Genomic DNA, 1097 nt, shown 5'->3' with positions numbered 1-1097 from the left:
AGACAGTGATGTGGAGCGGACCCCTTAAAGCTTGTCGTAGTCCGGATTGGAGTCTGCAACTCGACTCCATGAAGTCGGAATCGCTAGTAATCGCAGGTCAGCATACTGCGGTGAATACGTTCCCGGGCCTTGTACACACCGCCCGTCACACCATGGGAGTGGGATGCAAAAGAAGTAGTTAGTCTAACCTTCGGGAGGACGATTACCACTTTGTGTTTCATGACTGGGGTGAAGTCGTAACAAGGTAACCCTAGGGGAACCTGGGGTTGGATCACCTCCTTACCTTAAAAATCGTTTATTGCCTTTTAGCGCAGTGTTCACACAGATTGTTTTGTTATTAATGAAGAACGACCAAGTCTTATGGGGCTATAGCTCAGCTGGGAGAGCGCCTGATTTGCATTCAGGAGGTCAGCAGTTCGATCCTGCTTAGCTCCACCAATAGGCTTGTAGCTCAGCTGGTTAGAGCGCACCCCTGATAAGGGTGAGGTCGGCAGTTCAAGTCTGCCCAAGCCTACCAAATCTTTCTCATGCGGCGTCAGATAAAACCTCATGTGCCGGGGCACACTACGGTTTCATCTTCCTTGCCTGAAAAAGATTGGATGTATTAAGTAATCACTTGGTCAGAAAGATACAAATCCTAATGAATTTTTACTCGGTTGAGTAAGTATTGATTAGGGTTTTTTACTCTAAACCTGTTCTTTAACAATTTGGAAAGCTGATATTAGTAATCAATCAAATTGAGTAACTGAGAATATCGAAAAGATGTTCTTTCAAAAGCTACTCTATCTGACAACGGCGCAGCGTAAGCTGCAATGTAATTGATTAGACAGTCATGCATACAACAGTGCTTAGATGCACACCTGACTCCGGATAAAAAGGCGGAGGTTAGGCAGCTAAAACCCATTCTTTCAACGTGTCGCACGTTTTGGGCGGAAGTGAATGGTTGTGAACACTTATTCCTTACTCATGTGAATAAGCAGAAACAACGACTTAAGGTTTACCTTAAGGAAGCTATTTAGGGTTGTATGGTTAAGTGACTAAGCGTATACGGTGGATGCCTTGGCAGTAAGAGGCGATGAAGGACGTGTAAGTCTGCG

Annotated in this window: 2 tRNA genes and 1 rRNA gene; all 3 read left to right on the top strand. The window is 45.1% G+C overall.

Annotated elements, in window-relative coordinates:
- Positions 1-282 (top strand): 16S ribosomal RNA (locus tag ACXAG2_RS20835); the annotation flags it as partial.
- 80 nt (positions 283-362) lie between these two features.
- Positions 363-438, top strand: a tRNA-Ala gene (locus ACXAG2_RS20830).
- A gap of 2 nt (positions 439-440) precedes the next feature.
- Positions 441-517 (top strand) — tRNA-Ile (locus ACXAG2_RS20825).
- Positions 518-1097 lie beyond the last annotated feature (580 nt).

It is taken from the genome of Alteromonas sp. ABH4_456 (genome assembly GCF_056160645.1).
Note: the sequence above shows the minus strand (reverse complement) of the source record. Positions and strands in the feature narration are given on the sequence as shown.